We start from the raw sequence: 3,685 nt of genomic DNA, 5'->3' as shown, positions 1-3,685 counted from the left end.
CGGGCCGTGCGGGAGTTCCGCCTCGGCCCGCAGCAGCTGGGCGCCCACCTGGGCGCGCACGGTCCGGAGCTGTTCGATGAGCCCGTCCAGCTCGTCGGGCTTGCGCCGGTGGACCGCGATCGGGGCCGGGCACGCGTCGCCGGCCGGATGGCCCGCCCGCGGGCACTCCACGAACGGCCGCGTCTCCTCCAGCTCGAAGCCGAAGTCCCGCAGGGTCCGGATCTGCCGCAGGAGCCGAAGGTCGGCCTCGTCGTAGGTGCGGTGCCCCTGTTCCGTACGCCGGGCGGTCAGGAGACCACGGGACTCGTAGTACCGCAGGGTCCGCGTGGTCGTTCCGGCCCGCTCGGCCAGTTCTCCGATGCGCATGTCCCGACCGTAGGCCTTGACGTCGACGTCAGGGCAAGGGCGGAGGGGCGGGGTCAGGCGGAGGCGCCCGCTCCGGGCCCGGGCGGCAGAATCGTCCTGCGCTCGACCGGAGAGGAGAGGACGACGGAGGTCGTCGTCCGGCCGAGCCGCGAGGTCTGCTCCAGGATCTCCTCCAGGTGCGCGGTGTCCGTGACGGCGACCTTGAGGATCCAGCAGTCCTCGCCGACCACGTGGTGCGCCTCCAGGATCTCCGGGCGACCGGTCAGCTCCAGGGCCCGCGGGTGCCGCAGGCTGTAACCGGCGTGCGGGTTGACCCGGACGAAGGCCTGGATCCCGTAGCCGAGCCGGGCCGGGGAGACGTGGGCGCCGTAGCCGGTGATCGCCCCGCACGCCTCCAGGCGGCGCAGCCGTTCCGTGACGGCCGCGGGGCTGAGACGGACCCGGCGGCCGAGCTCGCTCAGCTTGATCCTTCCGTCGGTCTGCACGATGCCGAGGATCTGCCGGTCGATCGCGTCCACGGCGCCCACCGGCGTTTCCTCGGCGGCTGACCGCTGATGCCGTGGTTCTTTCGGCGCGGCGGCCCGAACTCCCATGTCTCCCCCTTCAAGCGGCGAGCGGTCAACGTAACACTTGAGGCACCGCACAAGGGAGTTGGATTTCATGGACGTACTGGTCATCGGCGGGAACCGCTATTTCGGAAAGCGGCTCGTCACGCTTCTCGGGAATTCCGGGCACCGGGTCACGGTGCTCAACCGGGGTTCTTCCGGAACACCGGAGGGAGCGGAACTCCTCGTCGCCGACCGCGATGACGAGGCGTCCTTGCGTTCCGCTCTCACGGGCCGCTTCTTCGACGTCGTCCTGGACCAGGTCTGCTACACACCGCGCCAGGCGGAGATCGCCCGGCGGGTCTTCGCCACCCGGACCCGCCGCTATGTGATGACCTCGACGGTGGAGGTGTACGAGTACGAGGACTCGGCGGTTCCGGTCACCGAGGACGTGCTCGACCTGCGCGCGGTCACGGTGGACACGGGACTGCCCTGGGAGGACCCGGAGTTCCGGGACGCGCACTACGGGGAGGGGAAGCGGCAGGCGGAGGCGGTCTTCGCGGACGGGACGGCGTTCGCCTGGGCCTCGGTGCGGGTCGCCCACGTGCTGGGCGGCGCGGACGACTTCACCGGCCGGCTCGACCACTACGTGCGGCGCGTGCGGGCCGGGGAGCCGATCGCCGTCCCGGTGGTGAACCACCCGGCGACCTATGTGCACGTGGAGGAGATCGCCGCGTTCCTCGCCTGGGCGGCGGAGGCTGAATTCACCGGCCCGGTGAACGCGCATTCCCACGGCCCCCTCACCACCGCCGACCTCTGTGCGGAGATCGAGCGCCGGGTGGGCGGCCGGACCGTCTTCCGGGAGGTGGAGGTCGGCGAGGTCTCGCCGTTCTCCTTCGCCCGCTCCTACGCCATGGACAACTCCCGGGCGACGGCCCTCGGTTATGCCTTCTCGCATTCCTCCGACTGGCTCGCCCAGGCCGTTGCCGAGACCGTCGGGGGAATCCGCTGATGCGTCACCGCATGCTGGGCGACGTCCGGGTCGGGGCCGTCGGCCTCGGCACCATGCCCCTCTCCATCGAGGGCCGGCCGGACGAGGCACGGGCCTTCGCCACCGTCCACGCGGCCCTGGACGCGGGCGTCACGCTCCTCGACACCGCCGACTCCTACCACCCGCCGGGCGGCGACCCCGGCGAGGGCGAGGTGCTCGTGGCCCGCGCCCTCGCCGCGTACGGCGGGAACACCGACGACGTCCTGGTCGCCACGAAGGGCGGCCGGGGCCGCACGGACGACGGCGGCTGGACGGTCGACGGCCGGCCCGGGCACCTGCGGCGGGCGGCTCAGGCCTCGGCCCGGCGCCTGGGCGGCGGGGCGATCGGCCTCTACCAGCTGCACAAGCCGGACCCGGCCGTACCGTACGCGGAGTCGCTCGGCGCGATCCGGGAGCTGCTGGACGCCGGCACCGTCCGGCTCGCCGGGATCTCGAACGTGGACACCGGACAGATCCTGCTCGCCCGGGAGATCCTCGGCGACCGCCTGGTCTCCGTGCAGAACCGCTACTCCCCCGCCGTCCGGGACAGCGAGCCAGAGCTGCGGCTCTGCGCCGGACTCGGCCTGGCGTTCCTGCCGTGGAGCCCGCTGGGCGGCATCTCGCGCAGCTCGCTCGACGGCGCCTCGGCCCAGGAGGAGGACGCGGCGTTCGGGGCCTTCCACCGGGTGGCCCGGGCCCGGGGGGTGAGCCCGCAGCGGGTGGCGCTGGCCTGGCACCTGTCCCGCTCCGCGACGGTCCTGCCGATCCCCGGCGCCGGCCGCCCGGAGAGCGCCCGCGACTCGGCGGGCGCGGCGGCCCTGGAGCTGTCGGCGGAGGAGCTGAGCGCCCTGGAGGGCTCACTGCCGGTCGGGTGAGGGCGTACGAGCGAGGGGTGTGCCGGACGCGAGGCGGGCCCCGAGCCGTGCGCGTACGGCCGCGGCGCCCGGCGCCGTACCCCTGAAGACCGAGCGGGCCGTCCTCCCGGGCCCGGATCCGGCTCAAGGCCCGGGAACGGGAGGACGGCGGCCACGGCCCGGCGGGTCAGACGCCCGCGCGGGCCCGCTCCTCGCCCTCCTCGGCCGCCCGGTCCGCGGCCGGCGCCGGGGCGTGGTCGTCGACGAGGGTCTTCTCGTCGAAGGGGGCACGGCCGGCCAGCACCTCGGCCACCCGCTCCTTGTCGATCTCCTTCGTCCAGGTGCCGACCAGCACCGTGGCGACCGCGTTGCCCGCGAAGTTGGTGAGGGCGCGGGCCTCGCTCATGAAGCGGTCGATGCCGACGATCAGGCCCACGCCGTCCACGAGCTCGGGCCGGTGCGACTGGAGGCCGCCCGCGAGGGTGGCGAGCCCGGCGCCGGTGACGCCGGCCGCGCCCTTCGAAGCGATGATCATGAAGACGAGGAGGGAGATCTGCTCGCCGACGGAGAGCGGGTCCCCCATGGCCTCGGCGACGAAGAGGGAGGCCATGGTCAGGTAGATCGCGGTGCCGTCGAGGTTGAAGGAGTAGCCGGTCGGCACGGTGATGCCGACGACCGGCTTGCTGATGCCCAGGTGTTCCATCTTCGCGATGAGGCGGGGCAGCGCCGACTCGGACGAGGAGGTGGAGAGGATCAGCAGGAACTCGCGGCCCAGGTACTTCAGGAGTGTCCAGATGTTGATCCCGGCGACCAGCCTGAGCAGCGCGCCGAGCACCACGAAGACGAAGAGACCGCAGGTCAGGTAGAAGCCGATCATGATCACGGCGAGG

General features: G+C 73.0%; 5 protein-coding genes. 2 read left to right on the top strand and 3 right to left on the bottom strand.

The genetic code is table 11. The annotated features are described in order from the left end of the window. On the bottom strand, nucleotides 1-366 hold a 366-nt coding region (locus tag RIF68_RS30725; protein WP_309054545.1), incomplete at its 3' end, for a MerR family transcriptional regulator. Between the two features lie 53 nt (nucleotides 367-419). Further along, the gene (locus RIF68_RS30720) at nucleotides 420-959 is read right to left on the bottom strand and encodes an Lrp/AsnC family transcriptional regulator (RefSeq protein ID WP_309054544.1); all 540 of its coding nucleotides are present in this window, start codon (nucleotides 957-959) and stop codon (nucleotides 420-422) included. 67 nt (nucleotides 960-1,026) lie between these two features. On the opposite strand from RIF68_RS30720, the gene RIF68_RS30715 reads away from it, so the two are divergent. Together RIF68_RS30715 and RIF68_RS30710 are read left to right on the top strand one after the other, a co-directional pair. Then, entirely contained in the window at nucleotides 1,027-1,923 is an 897-nt protein-coding gene (locus RIF68_RS30715) for an NAD-dependent epimerase/dehydratase family protein (protein ID WP_309054543.1), read from the top strand. Further along, the gene (locus tag RIF68_RS30710) at nucleotides 1,923-2,816 is read left to right on the top strand and encodes an aldo/keto reductase (protein ID WP_309054542.1); all 894 of its coding nucleotides are present in this window, start codon (nucleotides 1,923-1,925) and stop codon (nucleotides 2,814-2,816) included. The genes RIF68_RS30715 and RIF68_RS30710 overlap by 1 nt, the downstream gene beginning before the upstream one ends. Nucleotides 2,817-2,982: 166 nt before the next feature. Here the strand turns inward: RIF68_RS30710 and RIF68_RS30705 are convergent. Then, nucleotides 2,983-3,685, bottom strand: a 703-nt coding sequence (locus RIF68_RS30705; RefSeq protein ID WP_309054541.1) for a cation:dicarboxylate symporter family transporter, incomplete at its 5' end; no start/stop codon positions are given.

This window comes from Streptomyces sp. (assembly GCF_031178505.1).
GTDB lineage: Bacteria > Actinomycetota > Actinomycetes > Streptomycetales > Streptomycetaceae > Streptomyces > Streptomyces gulbargensis.
Note: the sequence above shows the minus strand (reverse complement) of the source record. Positions and strands in the feature narration are given on the sequence as shown.

What these genes read in the sequence shown, in the direction of transcription:
- RIF68_RS30720 (WP_309054544.1), bottom strand. Translation starts at nt 959, where the DNA reads ATGGGAGTTCGGGCCGCCGCGCCGAAAGAACCACGGCATCAGCGGTCA.
- RIF68_RS30710 (WP_309054542.1), top strand. Translation starts at nt 1,923, where the DNA reads ATGCGTCACCGCATGCTGGGCGACGTCCGGGTCGGGGCCGTCGGCCTC.
- RIF68_RS30715 (WP_309054543.1), top strand. Translation starts at nt 1,027, where the DNA reads ATGGACGTACTGGTCATCGGCGGGAACCGCTATTTCGGAAAGCGGCTC.